20 protein-coding genes are annotated in these 19,017 nt (G+C 61.1%); 5 read left to right on the forward strand and 15 right to left on the reverse strand.

From position 1 onward, the window contains the following. Nucleotides 1-20 precede the first annotated feature (20 nt). From V3W39_RS14075 to V3W39_RS14095, 5 genes are all read right to left on the reverse strand, one after another. On the reverse strand, nt 21-3,134 hold the full coding sequence (locus V3W39_RS14075) for an efflux RND transporter permease subunit (protein WP_330212808.1): 3,114 nt from the start codon (nt 3,132-3,134) through the stop codon (nt 21-23). Beyond that, on the reverse strand, nt 3,131-4,399 hold the full coding sequence (locus V3W39_RS14080) for an efflux RND transporter periplasmic adaptor subunit (RefSeq protein WP_330212809.1): 1,269 nt from the start codon (nt 4,397-4,399) through the stop codon (nt 3,131-3,133). The genes V3W39_RS14075 and V3W39_RS14080 overlap by 4 nt, the downstream gene beginning before the upstream one ends. Continuing rightward, nucleotides 4,392-5,630, reverse strand: coding sequence for a TolC family protein (locus V3W39_RS14085; protein ID WP_330212810.1), 1,239 nt, complete (start codon nt 5,628-5,630; stop codon nt 4,392-4,394). Before V3W39_RS14085 ends, V3W39_RS14080 begins: the two co-directional genes overlap by 8 nt. Before the next feature lie 96 nt (nt 5,631-5,726). Next, a complete protein-coding gene (locus tag V3W39_RS14090) occupies nt 5,727-6,074 on the reverse strand; it encodes a hypothetical protein (protein WP_177042582.1) in 348 nt (115 codons plus the stop codon). A gap of 192 nt (nt 6,075-6,266) precedes the next feature. Beyond that, nucleotides 6,267-7,172 (reverse strand): hypothetical protein, encoded by a 906-nt coding sequence (locus tag V3W39_RS14095; RefSeq protein WP_259198982.1) that lies wholly within the window; start codon nt 7,170-7,172, stop codon nt 6,267-6,269. A gap of 367 nt (nt 7,173-7,539) precedes the next feature. On the opposite strand from V3W39_RS14095, the gene V3W39_RS14100 reads away from it, so the two are divergent. After that, nucleotides 7,540-8,223, forward strand: a complete 684-nt coding sequence (locus tag V3W39_RS14100; RefSeq protein WP_003219726.1) for a response regulator transcription factor — start codon at nt 7,540-7,542, stop codon at nt 8,221-8,223. After that, a complete protein-coding gene (locus V3W39_RS14105; RefSeq protein ID WP_177042584.1) occupies nt 8,201-9,598 on the forward strand; it encodes a sensor histidine kinase in 1,398 nt (465 codons plus the stop codon). The genes V3W39_RS14100 and V3W39_RS14105 overlap by 23 nt, the downstream gene beginning before the upstream one ends. Nucleotides 9,599-9,732: 134 nt before the next feature. On the opposite strand, the gene V3W39_RS14110 is transcribed toward V3W39_RS14105, so the two are convergent. Genes V3W39_RS14110 through V3W39_RS14120 form a run of 3 tightly spaced genes read right to left on the reverse strand, consistent with a single transcriptional unit; the run spans nt 9,733 to nt 11,998 of the window. Continuing rightward, nucleotides 9,733-10,149 carry an SRPBCC family protein gene (locus V3W39_RS14110; RefSeq protein ID WP_177112962.1) on the reverse strand — a complete coding sequence of 139 codons (417 nt, stop codon included), beginning with the start codon at nt 10,147-10,149 and terminating at the stop codon, nt 9,733-9,735. A 29-nt stretch (nt 10,150-10,178) separates the two neighbouring features. Continuing rightward, nucleotides 10,179-10,976: an SDR family NAD(P)-dependent oxidoreductase gene (locus tag V3W39_RS14115; protein ID WP_218170914.1), complete on the reverse strand. Its 798-nt coding sequence runs from the start codon at nt 10,974-10,976 to the stop codon at nt 10,179-10,181. 17 nt (nt 10,977-10,993) lie between these two features. Beyond that, entirely contained in the window at nt 10,994-11,998 is a 1,005-nt protein-coding gene (locus tag V3W39_RS14120) for an aldo/keto reductase (protein WP_330212811.1), read from the reverse strand. Nucleotides 11,999-12,116: 118 nt separating this feature from the next. Here V3W39_RS14120 and V3W39_RS14125 point away from each other — a divergent pair, with 118 nt between their 5' ends. Beyond that, complete coding sequence (locus V3W39_RS14125; RefSeq protein WP_330212812.1) at nt 12,117-13,004, forward strand: LysR substrate-binding domain-containing protein; 888 nt, start codon at nt 12,117-12,119, stop codon at nt 13,002-13,004. A 165-nt stretch (nt 13,005-13,169) separates the two neighbouring features. Here V3W39_RS14125 and V3W39_RS14130 read toward each other — a convergent pair whose 3' ends face one another. The 5 genes from V3W39_RS14130 to V3W39_RS14150 form a co-directional block, all read right to left on the reverse strand. Continuing rightward, the gene (locus V3W39_RS14130) at nt 13,170-13,379 is read right to left on the reverse strand and encodes a YXWGXW repeat-containing protein (protein WP_076016843.1); all 210 of its coding nucleotides are present in this window, start codon (nt 13,377-13,379) and stop codon (nt 13,170-13,172) included. An 89-nt stretch (nt 13,380-13,468) separates the two neighbouring features. After that, on the reverse strand, nt 13,469-13,945 hold the full coding sequence (locus V3W39_RS14135; protein ID WP_177042600.1) for a periplasmic heavy metal sensor: 477 nt from the start codon (nt 13,943-13,945) through the stop codon (nt 13,469-13,471). Beyond that, complete coding sequence (locus V3W39_RS14140) at nt 13,942-14,373, reverse strand: hypothetical protein (RefSeq protein WP_330212813.1); 432 nt, start codon at nt 14,371-14,373, stop codon at nt 13,942-13,944. The genes V3W39_RS14135 and V3W39_RS14140 overlap by 4 nt, the downstream gene beginning before the upstream one ends. Next, nucleotides 14,370-14,951 (reverse strand): RNA polymerase sigma factor, encoded by a 582-nt coding sequence (locus tag V3W39_RS14145; RefSeq protein ID WP_330212814.1) that lies wholly within the window; start codon nt 14,949-14,951, stop codon nt 14,370-14,372. Before V3W39_RS14145 ends, V3W39_RS14140 begins: the two co-directional genes overlap by 4 nt. A 47-nt stretch (nt 14,952-14,998) precedes the next feature. Beyond that, complete coding sequence (locus tag V3W39_RS14150) at nt 14,999-15,319, reverse strand: YXWGXW repeat-containing protein (protein WP_177042603.1); 321 nt, start codon at nt 15,317-15,319, stop codon at nt 14,999-15,001. A gap of 269 nt (nt 15,320-15,588) precedes the next feature. Between V3W39_RS14150 and V3W39_RS14155 the strand changes: the two genes are divergently transcribed. Beyond that, a complete protein-coding gene (locus tag V3W39_RS14155) occupies nt 15,589-15,732 on the forward strand; it encodes a hypothetical protein (protein ID WP_166742173.1) in 144 nt (47 codons plus the stop codon). Between the two features lie 3 nt (nt 15,733-15,735). Here V3W39_RS14155 and V3W39_RS14160 read toward each other — a convergent pair whose 3' ends face one another. Continuing rightward, nucleotides 15,736-15,984 (reverse strand): DUF1652 domain-containing protein, encoded by a 249-nt coding sequence (locus tag V3W39_RS14160; protein WP_017477131.1) that lies wholly within the window; start codon nt 15,982-15,984, stop codon nt 15,736-15,738. Nucleotides 15,985-16,226: 242 nt separating this feature from the next. On the opposite strand from V3W39_RS14160, the gene V3W39_RS14165 reads away from it, so the two are divergent. Then, nucleotides 16,227-17,171, forward strand: coding sequence for a GGDEF domain-containing protein (locus V3W39_RS14165; RefSeq protein WP_330212815.1), 945 nt, complete (start codon nt 16,227-16,229; stop codon nt 17,169-17,171). An 82-nt stretch (nt 17,172-17,253) separates the two neighbouring features. Here V3W39_RS14165 and V3W39_RS14170 read toward each other — a convergent pair whose 3' ends face one another. After that, nucleotides 17,254-18,549: a M10 family metallopeptidase C-terminal domain-containing protein gene (locus tag V3W39_RS14170; RefSeq protein WP_330212816.1), complete on the reverse strand. Its 1,296-nt coding sequence runs from the start codon at nt 18,547-18,549 to the stop codon at nt 17,254-17,256. Nucleotides 18,550-19,017 lie beyond the last annotated feature (468 nt).

A 19,017-nucleotide genomic window follows, 5' to 3' on the forward strand; every position in this document is an offset into this window, starting at 1 on the left:
GCTACTACATTTGATTTTTGTCAGCTTTGAGGTTTGCGCATCAGGCGGTACGCCGCCGGGATGACGAACAGGGAGAGCAGCGGTGCGGTGAGCATGCCACCGATCATGGGCGCGGCAATCCGGCTCATGACTTCGCTGCCGGTGCCGCCGCCCAGCAGGATCGGCAACAAGCCGGCGATGATCACGGCCACGGTCATCGCCTTGGGGCGTACGCGCAATACGGCGCCTTCGGTGATGGCTTCCAGCAAGGCCTGGTCCCCTCCTCCCTGGCGCTCGGCCCAGGCGTTTTTCAAATACAGCAGCATGATGACGCCGAACTCGGCCGATACCCCCGCCAACGCAATAAACCCGACACCGGTCGCCACCGACAGGTTGAAGCCCAGCCAGTACAGCAACCAGACCCCGCCGGTCAGCGCGAACGGCAACGTGGCGAGGATCAGCAGCGCCTCATCCACCCGGCGGAACGTCAGGTACAGCAGCACGAAGATGATCAGCAGGGTCGCCGGCACGACCAGTTTCAGGCGTTCATTGGCCCGCTCCAGGAACTCGAACTGCCCCGAATAGCTGAGGCTCATGCCCGGCTGAAGTTGCACGTTCCGGTTGATTGCCTCACGCAGATCCTTCACGACCGACGCCAGGTCGCGGTCGCGCACGTCGATGTACACCCAGCCGGAAGGTCGGGCGTTTTCGCTCTTGAGCATCGGCGGGCCTTCAGTGACCTTTATTTTGGCCACGGTACCCAGGGTGATCTGGCTGCCCGAAGGCGTGTAGATCGGCAGGCTGCTTAAAGCGCTCACCGAGTCGCGCCATTCTTTCGGGTAGCGCAGGTTGATGGGAAACCGCGCCAGGCCTTCGACGGTCTCGCCAATGTTTTCACCGCCAATCGCCCCGGAAACGATGGACTGCACATCGGTGATGTTCAGGCCATAGCGTGCAGCCGCCGGGCGGTCGATGTCCACGTCGATGTAGCGCCCGCCGGTCAGGCGTTCGGCCAAGGCCGAGCTGACGCCGGGCACCGTTTTGGCGACCTTTTCCACGGCCTGGGTCACGGCGTCGATCTGCATCAGGCTGGTGCCCGCCACCTTGACGCCAATCGGGCTTTTGACGCCGGTGGCGAGCATGTCGATGCGGTTGCGGATCGGCGGGATCCAGATGTTGGTCAAGCCCGGCACCTGCACCACCCGGTCGAGTTCCTTCACCAGTTTTTCCGGGGTCATGCCCGGGCGCCATTGGTCTCGCGGCTTGAACTCGATGGTGGTTTCGAACATTTCCAGCGGCGCCGGGTCGGTGGCGGTTTCCGCGCGGCCGGCCTTGCCGAACACATGGGCAACTTCCGGCACGCTCTTGATCAATCGGTCGGTACGCTGCAACAACGCGCCCGCGGTTTGCGTCGACAACCCCGGCAGCGCCGAAGGCATGTACAGCAGGTCGCCTTCATCCAGCGGCGGCAGGAATTCACCCCCCAGGTGCGACACCGGCCACAGTGCACTGGCGACCATCAACAGCGCCACCAGCAAGGTCATGCGCGGCCAGCGCAGCACGGCCTCGAGCGCCGGCTGATAGAGCTTGATCAGGCCGCGATTCAGCGGGTTGCGTTGCTCGTCGGGGATGCGCCCGCGAATCCAGTACCCCATCAGCACCGGGATCAAGGTCACCGACAACCCCGCCGCCGCGGCCATGGCGTAGGTCTTGGTGTAGGCCAGCGGCCCGAACAAGCGGCCTTCCTGGGCTTGCAGGGTGAACACCGGGATAAACGACAAGGTGATGATCAGCAGGCAGAAAAACAGCGCCGGCCCCACCTCCACCGCCGCGTCGGTGATAACCCTCCAGTGCTCTTCACCCTTCAATTCCTGGTTCGGATGCACGTGGTGCCAGGCCTCGATTTTCTTGTGGGCGTTCTCGATCATCACCACTGCGCCATCCACCATCGCGCCGATGGCAATCGCAATCCCGCCCAGGGACATGATGTTGGCGTTGATGCCCTGGAAGCGCATCACGATAAAGGCAATCAACACCCCCACCGGCAACGAGATGATCGCCACCAGGGACGAGCGCAGGTGCCACAGGAAGATCCCGCACACCAGCGCCACCACGAGGAACTCCTCCAGCAGCTTGTGGCTGAGGTTGTCCACGGCGCGATCGATCAGTTTGCTGCGATCGTAGGTAGTGACGATTTCCACGCCGGGCGGCAGGCTGGTTTTCAGTTGTTCCAGCTTGCTCTTCACCGCCGCGATGGCCTCGCGGGCGTTCTTGCCGCTGCGCAGGATCACCACCCCGCCCACCGCCTCGCCTTCGCCATCCAGCTCGCTGATGCCCCGGCGCATGTCCGGGCCCAGCTGGATTATCGCCACATCACCGAGGGTCACCGGCACGTTGTTGGCGTCGAGCCGCAGGGGAATCGCGCGAAAGTCCTCCAGGGTCTTCAGGTAGCCGGAGGCGCGCACCATGTATTCCGACTCGCCCATGTTCAGCACCGAGCCGCCGGTTTCCTGGTTGGCCTTGCCGATGGCCTCCACCACTTGCGCCTGGGTGATGCCGCGACTGGCCAGGGCCAGGGGATCGATCTGCACCTGGTATTGCTTGACCTGGCCGCCAATGGTCGCCACTTCGGCGACGTTGGGCAGGGTCTTGAGTTCGAACTTGAGGAACCAGTCCTGCAACGAGCGCAACTGCGCCAGGTCATGTTTGCCGGTGCGGTCCACCAGGGCGTACTGGTAGATCCAGCCCACACCGGTGGCGTCCGGGCCCAGCGCCGGCTTGGCCGACGCCGGCAAGCGCGCCTGCAGCTGGCTCAGGTATTCCAGCACCCGCGAGCGTGCCCAATACAGGTCGGTGCCTTCGTCAAACAGCACGTAGACGTAGCTGTCGCCGAAGAACGAAAAGCCGCGCACGGTCTTCGCCCCCGGCACCGAGAGCATGGTGGTGGTCATCGGGTAGGTGACCTGGTTCTCGACAATCTGCGGCGCCTGGCCCGGGTACGGCGTGCGGATAATCACCTGCACATCCGACAGGTCCGGCAGGGCGTCCACCGGCGTGTTCTGGATCGACCACAAGCCCCATGCGGTGACGAATAAAGTCGCCAGCAAAACCAAAAAGCGGTTGGCCACCGACCAACGAATCAACAGGGCGATCATGGTCGAGCTCCCGGTTGCATGCTCATACCGTCCATGGCCCCCTCATGTGAAAAACCGTCGGACGATTGAGTGGTAATTCCCTTCAAACTTGCTTCAGAGTCCAGCAGAAATTGACCCGATGCGACCACCTGCTGGCCTTCCTGCAAGCCTGCGACGATCACGGTCTGGTCCTGGTTTTCCGCACCCACCTGCACTTCTATCGGGCGATAACGTCCGCCCTCCTCGGCCACCATCACCAGCACGCGTTTGCCGGTACGAATCAGCGCTTCGCTCGGCAACAACAGCACCGACTGGCCGGTGGATTGGGCCAGGCGCACCTGAGCGGTCATGCCGGGCCGCAACCGGCCATCAGGGTTGGGCAGCTCGACCCGAACCTGCACGGTGCGGCTGTCCATGGCGGTGGCCGGCAGAATCGCGCTGACGGTGCCGCTGAATACCTGCCCCGGCAAACCAACAAACCGGCTCTCGACGGTTTGCCCGACCGCCAACGCAGCGCCCTGGGCTTCAGGCACGGCGACTTGCAGCCACACGGTGCCCAGGCCATTGACCCGCGCCAGGGTCTGGCCCGGCGCGACGGTCATGCCCTCGCGCACGTCCAGGGTTTGCAACGCGCCGGCCAGCGGGCTGGTAATGGTCATCACCGATTGCACCCGGCCGCTGCGCTCCATTTGCGCGATCAACCCGGCGGGCATGCCGCTCAGGCGCAGGCGCTGGCGGGCGGCGGCCAACAGGCCGGCGTCGCTGTGGCGCAGGGCAAGGAATTCTTCCTGGGCGGCAGCCCATTCCGGCACCAGAATGTCGGCCAGGGGCGCATCGGCCTTGAGCACATCACCCGGCGCACGGGCGTAAACCCGCTCCACAAACCCGGCAGCCCGGGCCTGCACCACTGCCACATCGCGGTCGTTGAAGGCGAGGATTCCCGACAGTTCAAGACTCGACGCCAACACGCCGCGGCTGACACTCGCCAGGCGTACGCCGATGTTCTGGGTCAGGCTCGAATCGATGCGAATCGCCGCAGTGTCCGCCGCTGCGCCCTGCTCGCCGCCATAACGCGGCACCAGTTGCATGTCCATAAAGGGCGACTTGCCCGGCTTGTCGAATTTCTGCTGCGGGTACATCGGGTCGTACCAGTACAACGCCTTTTTCTCCTGCGGCGCCTGCATCGCCCCGGCCATGGCCGGTTTCTGCGCCAGCCAGTAGCCGCCCCCCAGGCCCAGCAGCAGGACGCCGCCCAACAGCGCCATGTTCACGATTCGGTTATTCATTGGCGGGTTCCCCGTAAGCGAAATACAGCTGGGCGCCGGTCAGGGCGCGCTGCTCAATGGCATCAATCTGTTTGAAGCGCGCCTCGACCCACTCACGGCGGGCGCTGACCACGTTCATCAGGTCGCCCTTGCCCGCGCGGTAACCCGCCAGGCTCAGGGCAACCTTCTCCTCGGCCAGCGGCACAAGGCTGTCCTGGCTACGCTGCACAGCGCGGTCCAGGCGCTGATAGTTGGCCAGGTCGTCTTCAAGTTCCTGGGTGTGTTCGCGGGTCTTGGCTTCGCGCTCGGCGTCCAGCTGGTCGAGTTGAGCCTGCTTGGCGGCGATGCCGGGGTTCTGCCGGCGACCGGGGAAGATCGGCAGATCGAAGGTCAATTGCAGGCTGACCATATCACCGTATTCACGGCCACGGTGCTGATAGTCCACCTCCCAACTCCAGTCCGAAGTCTTCTGCGCCCTGGCCTCGTTCAGCCGGGCTTCGGCCTCGCGGGTACGCGGCACAAAGGCTTGCAGTTCCGGGCGCTGGTGCAGGTTGTGGGTGAAGCCATGGGTGTCGATTGTCCAGTTCGGCAACTGGCCGCTGGGGGCTTCGCTGGCGGCCGGGCCGATCCAGCGCTTGAGGGCGGCGCGGGCCTGGGCGCGTTGCTGGATGAGTTCGTCCTCGCGCCCGGCAAGGTCGGCGGCTTCCTGTTTGGGGATCACCGTGTCGGAAGGCTGCCCACGCCCACCGGCCAACTGCGCACGCACGGTGTCTTGCAGCAGGCGATTCTGCTGATAGAAGTCCTTGAACAGGGCCTCTTTGCGCTCCACCGCATAGGCGCGAATCCACGCTTGCGCGGTGGCCTGGCGCACGTTCAGGCGCTCGATGCGGCCTTCGGCGGCCGCCGTGTCCACGCTGGCCGAGGCCAACTCCACCCGCGCCTTGCGCTTGTCGCGGCTGGGCACTTGCTGCTGGATGCCGATCATCTGCTCGGTCATGTCATCGCCATACAGCGTGCCGCGATTGGGCCCGCCAATGGGGAAGTTCTGCAGGCCCACCACCAGTTTCGGGTCCGGCAACTCACCTGCCGGTATCGCCGCCTGGCCAGCAGCCTGCAATTTTGCGGATTCGGCCGCCAGCGACGGCGCGTTGTTTTGCGCCAGGCGCAGGGCCTCATCCAGGGTCAGCGCAGACGCCAGCGTCGGCCACGCCAGCACGCCCACCACCAGGGCACGCACGCATAGGGAATTCATCTTGAAGTTTCCTGTTCTGTTGCGCTGCACTCCGCTTTACGCGGCCCACAGCAAGGCCATCCCGCGTCGGGGACGAGTCTTCAGGTGCAACAGGATTCAGGTACGGGGCGGACGCCAGACGCCGGACGGCGTGCGGTCGGGGATGAAATCAGACCCCAGGCCGGCAACCACCGGATGGGAGCCAGCAACGGGTGACTTGAGCACGGGCATCGAAAGCTGCAGCATGCCGCCGGTCTTGCATTCCTGGCCGGGCTTGCAGCTCTTGCCATGATCGGCGTGGCCCGCACCGTCCGCGCAACAGTCCGCAGACATGTCGCTCATCATCTGCATATCGGACATCTGCATCGGGCACGGCTCGCTGCTCGACGGCACGCCCGCCATCCCGGTCAGGGGAAGCGAGAGGCTCAACAACAGGACGAGAAAAAAACGCAGATAGCGGCTCATGGGGCGGGAGTCTAGACAAAAGGCGGTTAAGCAACAATTAACAAACAGCAAAAAGCCGCGCCTGCTGGAGCAGGCGCGGCTTGGGTCAAACAGACAACAGGATCAGTGCATGAAGATCGCGATCAGGATAATGACCGGGATAGGCACACCGAGGAAAAACAGCAGTAATGAGCGCATGACAGTCTCCTTGAATTAACGAACGGACGTGGTGTGTGCAGTGGTTTCCAGATACACCACCGCATCCCGGCGACGACCGCCAAAGGTTGCAGCGAGGCTGGCAAAAAACGCACCGATCAACAGCGCCACGAAGGTCCACAGCGATGTATAGGCAGCGACTTTCGCCGCAGTGTCAGCAGCCTGCTTGGCTTTCAACTTGGCATCCTCCAGCGCCTTCTGGGCCTGGCCATAAACCTGGTCCACACGCGCCTCGGCATCGGCCTGACTGAGGTTGGTCCGCTGGCTGATCAATTGCGCCAGGTACGCACGGTCTTCCGGCGCCAACTGGCCGTTGTTGCTCACGGTACGGGCAAAGATGCGGGCAACCACACCATGCACCGCGTCATCACTGACGGCTGCCGGGCGATCATCACGGAACAGGCTGTCGACGTAATAGCCGAAGTCTTCCCCCTTGGACGCAGCACCCGCCACCTGGCTCATGCCACTGGCAGCACCCGAGGCCACACTGGCACCCGCCTTCACACCACCGCTGACCACACTGCTGACCGAACCGACGATCAGCACCGCCGTCACCAGTGTCGCCACGGCCCAGGCCAGGAAGCCATGGGCGGTGTCGCGAAAGTACACCTCATCGCCGTGCATATTGGCCCATTTCACCCGCAGGCGACCGGCGAGGTAACCGCCCATCCCCGACGCGATGATCTGCGTAACCGCCAGCCAGACAATGGTGGAAATGCCAAGCCCTTTGGCGCTGATACCGCTGTCGGCCCACGGCGATACCGCCGAAAAGCCCAGGCCGAAGCCCAGCAGCACCAATATCAAGGACAATGCGGCCGCGGCGGCAGCCCCGGCAAAAATCGCCCCCCAGGAAACCCCGGAGAGCGCGCTCGACTCTTGCAGCGTGGATGAGGATGTAATCATTGTTGTTTTGCTCCAGGCATGAAAAATAGTGTTACAAGTCTCAAAAGGGACAGTGCAGGCACCGTGCCAGGAGCCTTTAAAATAAAACTCCATATATTTCAATTAGTTAAGTAATTTGAACTAATTTGAACCATGCAACTTGCAAGAAATGCCCGGGAGCGGCGGGCGTTATGCATTCCCCGTAGGAAACGACCCGCGCGCAAGGCTTGGAAGGATAAATTCCTACACGCACAGCATTCGTTCAGATTCAGCGGGGTAAGGTGAATTGTGTCGTTTATGCCTACATAAATTTTTATTTAGGAAGCGGGCTATCATTTCTTGGCAAAATGCCCGCACTTCAGTGTGAATCGCTCACCAGGTAATCCTTATGACCCGCATTTTGACCATCGAGGACGACGCCGTAACGGCCCGCGAGATCGTTGCCGAGCTGAGTAGCCATGGACTGGACGTTGACTGGGTAGACAATGGCCGCGAAGGCCTGGTCCGTGCCGTCAGCGGTGATTACGACCTGATCACCCTCGACCGCATGCTCCCGGAACTGGATGGCCTGGCCATCGTCACCACCCTGCGCACCATTGGCGTATCCACGCCGATCCTGATGATCAGCGCCCTCTCCGATGTGGATGAACGGGTACGCGGCCTGCGTGCCGGTGGGGATGACTACCTGACCAAACCGTTCGCCTCCGACGAAATGGCCGCCCGCGTCGAAGTGCTGCTGCGCCGCAAAAGCACGGTCAAGGAATTCGAGACCGCCCTGCGCGTGGCCGATCTGGAACTGAACCTGATCAGCCGTGAAGCCAGCCGCGCCGAACAGCCCCTGAGCCTGTTGCCGACGGAATACAAACTGCTGGAATTCCTGATGCGCAACACCGGGCAAATCCTGTCGCGGATGATGATCTTCGAGGAAGTCTGGGGGTATCACTTCGACCCGGGCACCAACCTGATCGATGTGCACATCGGTCGCCTGCGCAAAAAAATCGACCCGCCGGGCCTCACGCCGCTGATCCGCACGGTACGAGGTTCCGGGTATGTCATTGCTGAACCCCTCTAAAGGCTGGCGCTCTTCCAGCAGCCGGCTGCTGGCGCTCTACAGTTCGTTGTTCGTGGCCTGGAGCTGCATCCTCATGGGCGTGCTGTACTACGAGGTGTCCGGTTACCTGGGCGACCTCTCGCGCCACTCGCTGATGCAGCGCCAGCACCTGTTCCAGCGCTTTGACGGCGAAGAACTGGTGGAAGCCCTGACCACCAGCATGACTTTCGACATGAAAGGCGTTGACGCCTACGGCCTGTTCGACAATCAGTTCAACCCCATCAGTGGCCCGATCCGCGTGATACCGCCGGACCTGCCGATGGACGGGCACATCCATGCCCTGGCCAACTGCATCGACTCCGACGACCCGAAACTGCCCCGCGACAGCTGCGACGCCGTGGCCACCCACACCGAAGACGGGCGCTGGCTGATCCTGGTGCGCGCCAACGGCTCGCTGTTCGGCGTGACGCGCATCATCCTGCATGCCTTGCTGTGGGGGATCACCCTGACGATCATTCCCGGCGCGGCCGGCTGGCACCTGCTCAGGCGGCGCCCGTTGCGGCGGATTCGAGGGATCCAGGCGAGTGCCGAAGCCATCGTGGCCGGCGACCTGACCCATCGCTTGCCGCTGTCGGACCGACGCGACGAACTCGACATGCTGGCGGCCATCGTCAACGCGATGCTCGACCGCATCGAGAAACTGATGAACGAGGTCAAGGGCGTGTGCGACAACATCGCCCACGACCTGCGTACCCCGCTGACCCGCCTGCGGGCGCAGTTGTACCGGATCCAGCAACAGGCCGATGAAGACGCCCCCCACGCCCTGCAACTGGACGCGGCCATCGCCGAGACCGACACCCTGATGGCACGCTTTCGCGGCTTGCTGCGGATTTCCGAACTGGAAGACCACCAGCGTCGCTCCGGCTTCCTGGTGCTCGACCCCCTGCCCTTGCTGCAGGAGCTCCATGACTTCTACCTGCCCCTGGCAGAAGAAGGCGAGATGGAACTGCTGCTGGAAGTGCCGGCCTCGTTGCCCTGGATCACCGGCGACCGCGCCTTGCTGTTCGAGGCCCTGGCCAACCTGCTGAGCAACTCGATCAAATTCACCCCACCGGGCGGCAAAGTGATTCTGCGTGGCGTGAACGATGCCGGCAGCACCCGCATCGAAGTACTCGACACCGGCCCCGGGATTCCTGCAGCGGAACGTGCCGCAGTGTTCCAACGCTTTTATCGAGTGGACGAAGGTAATCAGCAACAAGGCGGGTTCGGGTTGGGATTGTCGATCGTGGCCGCGATCATCAACCTGCACGGCTTTAAACTGGAAGTAGGCAGCAGCGAAAGCGGCGGCGCCAAGCTGATCCTCGAATGCCGCCAACAACTGATGCCCGAAGCCTGAAGAACACCCCAAACCCAATGTAGGAGCTGGCTTGCCGGCGATGCAGGCACCTCGGTTTATCAGTTACACCGAGTTGATGCTATCGCAGGCAAGCCAGCTCCCACATTTGACCTCATTGACCCCAAGCCAATATTTCAGCCTGGGAAATTGCCCCGCAGTGCCTCAAGCCCACCGCTATACACACCGGCAAACAACTCCTCCACCGCCGCATCCGTCACACCGGCCACCGGGGTAAACACACCCGACCAGGTCACCTTCGCAGAGCTGGCAGTCAGCCCTTCCACCTTCAACGTCGCCAGGTACTCACTCACCGGAAACGGCGACTCGCTGATCGAGTAGCTGTAGGTGCGCGCGACGTTATCAAAGCTTTGCAACCGCTCCACCACCACACCGCCATCCGCCGTTTGCAGATGGCGCACACGCCCGCCTTCACTCGGCTCGCTCTTGACGATAAAGGGCAACCAATCCGGCAGCGAATTGAAGCCGCCCACCAATTGCCAAACCTGTTCGGCCGAAACCGGAACTTCAATAACAGCAGATGCTTTTGCCACGATTCACACTCCAAACCATTCAAGAAAAATCAGATCGCCATGCTGTCGACAACACCGCCGTCGACCCGCAACGCGGCACCGGTGGTTGCAGAGGACAACGGTGAAGCAATGTACGCCACCAGATTCGCCACTTCATCCACATTTGCTGCGCGCTGGATGATCGACGTCGGCCGGGCGTTGCGCACAAACACATCAGCCTCGTCCCGCGCACTGCGCCCGGACTTGGCCACCGCGTCCTTGAGCATGTGCTCCAGGCCATCGGTAAAGGTCGGCCCCGGCAGGATCGCATTGACCGTCACGCCGGTGCCCGCCAGCCGTTTGGCCAAGCCATGGGACACCGCCAGGTTGGCGCTTTTGGTCACGCCGTAGTTGATCATGTCGGCCGGCGTTGCCACCCCGGATTCCGACGATACGAAAATAACCCGCCCCCAGCCCTGCTTGACCATGCCCGGCGTGTAGTGCCGCGACAAACGCACGCCGGAGATCACGTTGACCTCGTAGAAACGCGTCCACTCACTGTCGGGGGCGTCGAAGAAATCGACGTCGTTGAAGATCCCGAGGTTGTTCACCAGGATGTCGGCCCGGGGCTCGGCGGCGAACAGTTTTTCAGCGCCCTCCACCGTGCCGAGGTCTGCCACCAACCCGCGCAACTCGGCACCGGGTACAGCCTGGCGAATCGTCGCCAGCGCCTCGTCGACCTTGCCCGATTCACGCCCGATCACCACCACCGTGGCACCGGATTGCGCCAGGGCCTGGCTGATGCCCAGGCCGATCCCGGCAGTGCTGCCACTGACGATTGCGACTTTGCCACTGATATCAATTTTCATCGTTCGCGTTCCTGTGGTTAGAGCGGCAGCGGTGCACGGGCCGAAATCAATCGGGCGTCGCGCAGGGCCTGCCAAAAGGCTGCGGGAATCTTCTCTGACAACGCCGCGACGTCTTCGGCAATTCGACCCGGACGACTGGCACCCGGAATCACTGCCGCCACCGCTGGGTGGGCCAGGGAGAATTGCAGCGCAGCGGCTTTCACGCTGACGCCATGGGCAGCGGCAATCGCCTTGATCTGCTCGACCTTGCTGATGATCGTCGGGCTGGCTTTCTGGTACTCAAAATGTGCGCCGCCGGCCAGGATCCCCGAGCTGTACGGGCCGCCGACCACGATCTCGACGTTCTGCGCCAAAGCCGCGTCCATCAGGCGCTGCAAGGCACGCTCGTGGTCGAGCAAGGTGTAGCGGCCCGCCAGCAGGAAGCCATCGGGCTGGGCTTCGGTCAGGTCCAGGGTCAGCTCGCAAGGCTCGACGCGGTTGACGCCCAAGCCCCAGGCCTTGATCACGCCTTCTTCACGCAGGCGGGTCAGCACTTTGAAAGCCCCGGTGCGGGCCTGGTTGAAGTAGTCCAGCCATTGGTCGCCGTAGAAGTCCTGGGCGATGTCGTGAATCCACACGATATCGAGGCGGTCAGTTTGCAGGCGATTAAGGCTGTCTTCGATGGAACGCAGGGTGGCATCGGCGCTGTAGTCGTTGACCATCTTGTTCGGCCGGCCATGTTCGAACACACCGCTTTTCTCGCCGAGGTCGCGGGCGCTTTCTTCCACTTCATCCAGGATCACCCGGCCGACCTTGGTGCTGAGCACATAGTCGTCACGGTTGTACTTCGAAAGGGCCTGGCCCAGTCGAATTTCCGAGAGACCCGAACCGTAGAACGGCGCGGTGTCGAAGTAACGCACGCCCTGGTTCCAGGCCGCTTCAACGGTGGCTTGCGCCTCTTCTTCAGGAATCGCGCGGAACATGTTGCCCAATGGGGCGGTACCAAAACCCAGCACGCCGGGCAGTTTGTCTTTCAAGCTCATGGGGTAAATCCTCAAGATTGTTCAAGGTCGCTGTGTTGACCGTTGAGCAGATCGTAGATTGCGGAGATCGGACCGTCCAAGACATACTGCGACCAACTTGAGTCCCTACAGGTCTGACATGATCGATTTCCGCCAACTGCGCTACTTCGTTGTAGTCGCTGAAGAAGAACACGTGGGGCGTGCTGCCGAACGGTTGCACATCTCCCAATCGCCCCTGAGCCGGCAAATCGCCCAACTGGAAGAGCGCCTGGGTTTGACCTTGTTCGAGCGCAGCCAACAGCGCATCCGCCTGACCCGCGATGGCCAGACGTTTCTGGCCGAAACCAAGGCCCTGCTGACCCACGCCAACCGTCTGGAATCCCTCGGCCGGCGTCTGGGCAAAGGCGAAGAAGGCGGCCTGTGCATCGGCTACATCGAAAACGCCATGCACGCCGGCGTGCTGCCCAACGCCCTGAAGGTACTGCGTGACGCGCGGCCCAACGTGCATATCGCCCTGTACAACCTGCCCTCCATCGAGCAACTGGAAGGCTTGCGCCAGCGCAGCCTGGACATCGCGCTGGTGGGTGAACCACCGGCAGCAGATGACCCCGACCTGGTGGCGTTGCAAGTGCTGGACGATCCGATGTTGCTGGCGCTGCCCGAGCAGCATCCACTGGCCAGCGTCAGCGAGTTGCTGCCCGAACATCTGGCCGAACAGCAGTGGATTGGCGTGCAACGCAAACCCGGGGCGAACCCGGCGGATGACTTCGTTGCGGCGTGCATTCGGGCGGGCTTTACCCCGCAGATTCCGATGGAAGCCAGCGAGCCGTTTACCGCGCTGGGATTGGTGGCGTCGGGGTTGGGTGTGGCGATGGTGCAAAAGGGTTTGAGCCGCAATGCACCACCGGGCGTGGTGCTGCGGGAACTGCCGTGGCTGACGTACACCACACCGCTGTGGGCGGCGTGGCATCGGATCAATTTGCGGCCGTTGGTGGAGACGTTCAGGAAAGTACTGACTGAGTGTTGAGGGCATTGGGGTATGCGTTATTTGATCGCCTGCCCCGGTCAAATGTGGGAGCCGGGCTTGCCCGCGATGGCATCACCGCGGTTTGTCAGGTATACCGAGGCGCCTGCATCGCAGGCAAGCCAGCTCCCACATGGGTTCGGTGTTGTAACTGAAAGTGGTGAAGGATCAATACCGCCAATGCCCCGGCACCCACAACCACTGCCCGTTCCCCCAGCGATAGTGCCCCCGCACCCACTGATACCCCGGCGCCGGGGCCACCGGCACTACTTCAACCAACGGCGGCGGACGACGCGGATGAACAGGTTCGACAATACAACCGGACAACGCAGCGGCCATCAACGTGGCGGCCAGCGTGGCCTTGAATATCCGGGACATGGCACGGTTCCCCAATGAGACTAGCCGTCGCCTGAGTGGCGGGCTTACCCGGGTTAAACGCGGCCATCCGGGAAAATCCGTCGCCCGTCTCAGTTCTTTTTGGCTACCGAGCCCTTCGCCTGCCCCTTCAAATACAACGCTTCCACCAGTCGCTGGCGCTCATCCCGGGGCAAGGTGCTGGCGAACTGCGCCAGGGTGTTGTCCACCAGCGCCCTGAGCGCCATGTCCGCTTCCCGAGCCTTGCCCAAGTCGCTCACCAGTGCCTCACGGTCCAGGGTAGGCGCCTCCAGTTGCTTGATCACATCCAGCCGCGCCTCGCGCCCGGCCAGCACCAGCGGTTGGCTGTCTGAGCGGTTCTGGCGCAGCAACTGACGCAACTCCTTACGCCGCTCCGGCGGCAGCTTGACCATCGCCTGGCGCAAGCCATGCTGGTTCACCACGGCCTCGGCAGGCTTGGTATTCGCCAGCCAGTGGTACAGGCCACCGCCGACCCCGCCGATCAAAAACACGTTGAACAACACCGACACAACCAGCAGCGGCTTCAGGTATTTGGGTGACGGGGTCATTGCTCGCTTTCCTCGGCGTTGACGGTGAAGACGACTTCGGCGTCGCCCTGGTCGAAGACACTGGGCAGTACTTCAGGACCGAGCATGGGCAGCGGCACGCTCAACGACGCCACCAGGATTCCGGCAGCGATCCCGGCAATGCCCACGCCGACAAAACCGGCAGGCGACAGCCAGCCGGCGTAACGCGCCCAGAACGACTGGCGCTGGGGAAACGACTGACGGATCTGTCGCGCCAGCGCCGGGTCGACAGGCGCCAGTTGATACCCATCCAACTGGCCATCGAGCCATCGCGCCTGGTGCAGCACCTCAAGGAGGCCGGCATCGCCTGTATCGAGCAGTGCCTGGGCCTGGGCCTGTTCGGCGCGGGGCCAACGGTGCAAGTGGCCGCCGTAAGCCTCGGCCAATTGGGCAAATCGTTCGGGCGTCATGGTTTTCCCCTTCCTGGGCGGGCGGGCCCGGGTGTGTCGTCAAGGTAACTGCGCAACTTGCGCCGGGCCCGTGACAGCAAGCTCTCCAGTGCCTCGACGCTGATGTTCATCAGCGCCGCGGCGTCGATATTCGACAGCTCTTGATAGTACTGCAGCACAATCGCTTCACGCTGGCGTTCGGGCAGCGACGCCAACGCCGCCGCCATGTGCTTACTGCGGGCGGCGGCTTCCAGCTGTTCATCGGGCGCAGGCGCTGTGTCGACCACCTCGCTCATCGCCTCCTCGTCGTGCAACGGGCGCTCCTTGCGCCGACGCAAATGGTCGTGGCACAGGTTGAGCACCACGCGGTGCAACCAGGTGTCGAAACGCGCTTCACCACTGCGCCAGCTTGCAGCCTGGCGCCAGATCCGCAGGAAGCTTTCCTGGGCCACGTCCCTGGCCTCGTCGGCATCCCCGAGGATCCGACTGGCGAGCGCGAGCAAACGCGGAAGTTTGCGCGTCACCATTTCGTTGATGGCCGCCGGTTCGTTATTACCGATGCGGGCCAACAGCTCAACGTCCGGATCAGTGTCTTTCAATAGGGCAAGTCTCGGTCCGGTGGCTAAGGGTCAGGTTGACGGGACGGTCAGCGGATCCAGTGCCCTTCCATCCAGTACCAGTTGGGGCCGCGCGACTCCCAGTGGCCAGGTTCCCAACGGGCGTTGCGCATCACCGGCTGCCAGTGGCCCGGCACCCACACGTAACCGCGCCCTTCGTAGCGCCAGTGCCCGCGATCCCACACATAGCCAGGACGCTCGACGGGAACCGCCTCGACACGCATCGGCGGCGGCGCATCGCGGATGATCACTTCGGTCTGGGCAAAGGTCGGCGTGCTGACCAGGGCGGCCAGCGCCAGCGGGATCAACAGGGCATAACGTAGTTTGGCCAGCGGTCGTGCAAGTCTCATGACAACTCCTTCATCGGCGATCGCCAGTGATCGCTGCTGCAGGGTTGAACGGCGGGTGCCGGGGAAATCCGTCGCGTCAAAATCAAAATTTTTCGCGACCACTCGGCACGGCAGGCAGGGCCAGTATTGCCCAGGGTTTGCGGGGGTTTGATGAAATATGCAAAAAGCTGCGACGGATTTGGCCGGGCGGTCGCGTTCAAGGGTTAACCGTTGGCAATCAGCAGGCGTATCGGCTGATCGGCAACGTTCACTACCTTGAGGAAATCACCATGTCTCGTCGAATTTCACTGCTGGTTGCCGCCGTCCTGCTCATGAACCTTGGCGGCTGCGTGTTCCTGCCGGGGCACCGCGAGCATTGCTGCTGGCGCGGTTACGGGGTGGTGACCACTCCGACGGCACAAGCGATCTCCTGATCGCTAACTGACCGCCGCAAACCCTCTGCGCCCGGCCTTGATCTCGGTGCGCAGTTCGCCAATCAGGTTTGAGATGGAACGGATGCTGTCCAGACCCTGGGGCGACACGCGGGTCAGCAGCAGGTCGACGCGCCCGGAGGCCGGGTCGAAGATGTTGATGCGCAGCGAACCGTCGCTGTTCAGTGAGCAGTCACAGGCGAGGGGCAGAAAACCCGACTCCATGATGTGGCGAAACTCGGCTATCGAGACCATGCGGGCACCCTTCGCTGGACCAGGCTCAGTGGACGTGATCCGTCTAGGGTAGATGAGCTTTTTCAACCTGCCGGGGAATTAAGTCAAAAGTGATACTTGGTGCTCATTTTGCCTGAAACCGCTGGCCGGCTGACGCCAGAAAAACCACACCACGACCTCTCATCCGATGCCGCGCGTAGCACTTGATTCCTGTCGATGATGGCCAGATGCTCTGGGTTTTTGCCGCCATCAAGAGCATCCCCATGAGCATCGAACCGCCGAGCGAACCCGACAGCGCCGTGTACAAGACCTTGCTGGAATCCACCAAGGCGATTCCCTGGCGCATCGACTGGGCAACCATGACCTTCAGCTACATCGGCCCGCAGATCGAGACGTTGCTGGGCTGGACGCCCCAGAGCTGGGCCACCGTGGATGACTGGGTAGAACGCATGCACCCGGACGACCGCGAATACGTGGTCAACTTCTGCGTCTCGCAGTCCCGCGCCGGGGTCGACCACGAAGCCGATTACCGCGCGCTGACCGCCAGCGGCGAGTACGTGTGGATTCGCGACGTGGTGCACGTGGAGCGCAAGGATGGCGAGGTGCAAGCACTGATCGGCTTCATGTTCGATATCAGCGAGCGCAAGAAGACCGAAGAGCACTTGATCCGCTTGCAGAAACAGCTGGAGGAATATTCCTTCCAGGACGGCCTGACCGGCATCGCCAATCGGCGCATGTTCGACACCGTGCTGGCGCGTGAGTGGACCAGCGCCCTGCGCAGCCAGTTGCCGCTGTCGTTGATCCTGTTGGATATCGATTATTTCAAGCAGTACAACGACCTCTACGGGCATATCAAGGGTGACGAATGCCTGCGGCAAGTGGCGAGCACGCTCTCCCGGGCGGCCAACCGGCCACGGGATTTCATTGCGCGCATCGGCGGTGAAGAGTTTGTGTGGTTATTGCCGGAAACCGACGCCGAGTCTGCCCTGCGTGTGGCCGAGCGCTGCCTGCACTTGATCCGCCAGCAACAGATCAAGCATGGGAATTCGGCGGTGTCCGACCTGCTGACGCTAAGCCTGGGGGTAGGCACCCGGACGGTAAGCCCGGGAAGCGAAGCCCTGGTGTTTGTCGAACAGGTGGACAGATTGCTGTATCAAGCCAAACGCAACGGGCGGATGCGCGCCGAGATAGCCACGATCACCGACTGAGCCCCCCATACCCACAACGTAGGTGCCGGCCGTACACTCCCGGCCTGCACCGATTCGTCACGCCGCCAAAAGACGGCAACGCTTAACGAGGCACGACGATGTCGTTTGGAACAATAGGCTTGGTACTTTTAATAAGGAAATCGGTTTTGCCGTTACCTGAGGTATCAATAGCCAGATAGTAAAGTTTATCGGTCGGGTGAAACCCGATTACCGCATCACCGGGCGTGCCAGTAAAATTTTGCACCAGTCGCGGCGCAACACCAGCTTTGGTCATGGCTTCGGTGATATCAATTTTGTCCTTGCCACTGACAAAATCCATCAGGCAGTCAGCTTTATCATGAGTAGAGTCGGACACTTCGTTATATTTAAAGGTGTTGTTCCCCCCTACGCCCCATAGTTGATCCCGACCGCCGCCACCCACGATGACGTTATTTGCCTGGTTACCGATAATCTTATCGTTACCTGTTCCTCCCTTGGCATTTTCGATCGTCACGCCTCTGGCAATGGACACATTATTCACACCACTCCCCACATTGGAGTACGTTCCTGCCCCCAGATTAATGGTCTGGTCCTGAGTAAACTTTGAAAAGTCAAACGTGTCATTACCGCCACCATCCCACACACTAAATTCCGGCGCAGAATTAGCCTCTTGCATATGCCTCGGCATCATTCGATACGTATCAGGGTCCTTCAAACTATACTGATCGCGATCAGCATTTGAATTAAAGCCATAAACCGTGTCGGTATTACGCGTATTGTAATTTGCACCATATAGTTTCTGGGCTTGCTCTATATCGTCCATCAACGAGCCAGGTGCATGGTCGGGACGTTGAACCCCCATTGCATGCCCCACTTCGCGCATGATTTTTTGTTTGGATATTGATGGAGCGTCCGTCCCCCTTGCCGTCTGAAAAAAGACCACTTCAGATCCTGGTTCTTTGGGCACGCCATCAGGTGTATTAGGATACGTGTGAACAGCCAGCTTAAGGTGCCCCTCATTTGCAGGATTTTTACTCTCTGTAAATGTAACGTTGGCAACATCCGACCAATCCTGCAGAGCGCTTTTGACCTTTGACTCATCCAACATAAAAGGAAGTAAGCCCTTCCCCCGCTCGGAAGAATGATAGACACCATTCTGGTAAGAGAGGCTCGTAACACCATCATTATTAAGATCATGCCACTTACGTCCGGTGCCTGAACTCTGCTGAGTTGGCTGGCCGTCACCATAACCTTTTGAAGGCTGTGTTTTGCTGGGCTCTTCAGAGGCAGACTTTGAGTAATTATCCGCATAACCATTGGTCATGGTGGAATTATGAAGCGCTTGTAAGTTCGACATATAATACCCTTTCAGATTAAACACCCGGAAACGAGCGAACACTCTATTCGCCGAAACAAGGTGACACGGCCAAAAAAGCAATCAAGCCTCGATTCGTAACTAGATCTAAATCCGGTATTTTTACTCCACTCAAAAAACGACAAAAAAAATACGTCTTCAAAATTTTACGTAAGAAAATATCACTAAACCAATACGACACCAGCCACCTAAAAAAGCCCACTACACTCACAAATCAATGTTTTCTATACCCGCCGAAAAAAGGGCAATCGAGTGCAGTACGTTTAATACTTTTCATAAAGAAACGCGCACGCCTGCAAAGTACAACAACACATTTCTCACAAATACTGTTGGAAATTTAATACCAAATTTATTATCACGTCTTAAATGCTTATTTTTCCTCGGGCATGCCGGGGTAGCGTAGGGTGGGATATACCAGGACGACGGAAAACCAACCTGGCAGCAGTGAGAATGCTCAGTGGAAGCGACAGGACGTGCAAGGGAATCGCTGTC

The sequence above is a fragment of the Pseudomonas sp. Z18(2022) genome, from assembly GCF_036346535.1.
In the GTDB taxonomy this organism is placed as follows: domain Bacteria; phylum Pseudomonadota; class Gammaproteobacteria; order Pseudomonadales; family Pseudomonadaceae; genus Aquipseudomonas; species Aquipseudomonas yamanorum_A.

What these genes read in the sequence shown, in the direction of transcription:
- V3W39_RS14075 (WP_330212808.1), bottom strand. Translation starts at nt 3,134, where the DNA reads ATGATCGCCCTGTTGATTCGTTGGTCGGTGGCCAACCGCTTTTTGGTT.
- V3W39_RS14080 (WP_330212809.1), bottom strand. Translation starts at nt 4,399, where the DNA reads ATGAATAACCGAATCGTGAACATGGCGCTGTTGGGCGGCGTCCTGCTG.
- V3W39_RS14085 (WP_330212810.1), bottom strand. Translation starts at nt 5,630, where the DNA reads ATGAATTCCCTATGCGTGCGTGCCCTGGTGGTGGGCGTGCTGGCGTGG.
- V3W39_RS14090 (WP_177042582.1), bottom strand. Translation starts at nt 6,074, where the DNA reads ATGAGCCGCTATCTGCGTTTTTTTCTCGTCCTGTTGTTGAGCCTCTCG.
- V3W39_RS14095 (WP_259198982.1), bottom strand. Translation starts at nt 7,172, where the DNA reads ATGATTACATCCTCATCCACGCTGCAAGAGTCGAGCGCGCTCTCCGGG.
- V3W39_RS14100 (WP_003219726.1), top strand. Translation starts at nt 7,540, where the DNA reads ATGACCCGCATTTTGACCATCGAGGACGACGCCGTAACGGCCCGCGAG.
- V3W39_RS14105 (WP_177042584.1), top strand. Translation starts at nt 8,201, where the DNA reads ATGTCATTGCTGAACCCCTCTAAAGGCTGGCGCTCTTCCAGCAGCCGG.
- V3W39_RS14115 (WP_218170914.1), bottom strand. Translation starts at nt 10,976, where the DNA reads ATGAAAATTGATATCAGTGGCAAAGTCGCAATCGTCAGTGGCAGCACT.
- V3W39_RS14120 (WP_330212811.1), bottom strand. Translation starts at nt 11,998, where the DNA reads ATGAGCTTGAAAGACAAACTGCCCGGCGTGCTGGGTTTTGGTACCGCC.
- V3W39_RS14125 (WP_330212812.1), top strand. Translation starts at nt 12,117, where the DNA reads ATGATCGATTTCCGCCAACTGCGCTACTTCGTTGTAGTCGCTGAAGAA.
- V3W39_RS14130 (WP_076016843.1), bottom strand. Translation starts at nt 13,379, where the DNA reads ATGTCCCGGATATTCAAGGCCACGCTGGCCGCCACGTTGATGGCCGCT.
- V3W39_RS14135 (WP_177042600.1), bottom strand. Translation starts at nt 13,945, where the DNA reads ATGACCCCGTCACCCAAATACCTGAAGCCGCTGCTGGTTGTGTCGGTG.
- V3W39_RS14140 (WP_330212813.1), bottom strand. Translation starts at nt 14,373, where the DNA reads ATGACGCCCGAACGATTTGCCCAATTGGCCGAGGCTTACGGCGGCCAC.
- V3W39_RS14150 (WP_177042603.1), bottom strand. Translation starts at nt 15,319, where the DNA reads ATGAGACTTGCACGACCGCTGGCCAAACTACGTTATGCCCTGTTGATC.
- V3W39_RS14155 (WP_166742173.1), top strand. Translation starts at nt 15,589, where the DNA reads ATGTCTCGTCGAATTTCACTGCTGGTTGCCGCCGTCCTGCTCATGAAC.
- V3W39_RS14160 (WP_017477131.1), bottom strand. Translation starts at nt 15,984, where the DNA reads ATGGTCTCGATAGCCGAGTTTCGCCACATCATGGAGTCGGGTTTTCTG.
- V3W39_RS14165 (WP_330212815.1), top strand. Translation starts at nt 16,227, where the DNA reads ATGAGCATCGAACCGCCGAGCGAACCCGACAGCGCCGTGTACAAGACC.